Here is a 322-nt window from a genome sequence, read left to right as displayed (position 1 = left end):
CAGGACATTCCCGAGGCCGTCGAGTTGATCCTGCCCGTCATCCCCCCATCCAACCCCCGCCCGGTCACCGCCGACGATCTGAGTGTGCTTCTCCGCGCTGCCCACTCCGGCAGCCGGCCCGCCGACAAGCTCGAGTCGACCAGCACCGTCCCCGGCGATCGCGGCGTCGACGCTCACCCCCACGCGCGGAAGGCGTTCCAGTGACCATCGACGAACACAGCGCTCCACCCCGTGGCAGCAACTACCCCTGCTACCGCGAACTGCTCACCCGAACTGACGCCCCACCCGGCTCGTCCTGGGGCCTGTTCGGACCCGACGACCA

At 69.6% G+C, this 322-nt stretch carries 1 pseudogene; it reads left to right on the top strand.

The features are described from left to right. Window positions 1-204 (top strand): annotated as a pseudogene (locus AZG88_RS54155) (hypothetical protein); the annotation flags it as partial. Window positions 205-322 lie beyond the last annotated feature (118 nt).

Origin of the sequence: Rhodococcus sp. LB1, assembly GCF_001583455.1 — a bacterium.
Classification (GTDB): domain Bacteria; phylum Actinomycetota; class Actinomycetes; order Mycobacteriales; family Mycobacteriaceae; genus Rhodococcus_F; species Rhodococcus_F opacus.
This window is presented reverse-complemented; position numbering and strand designations above follow the sequence as displayed.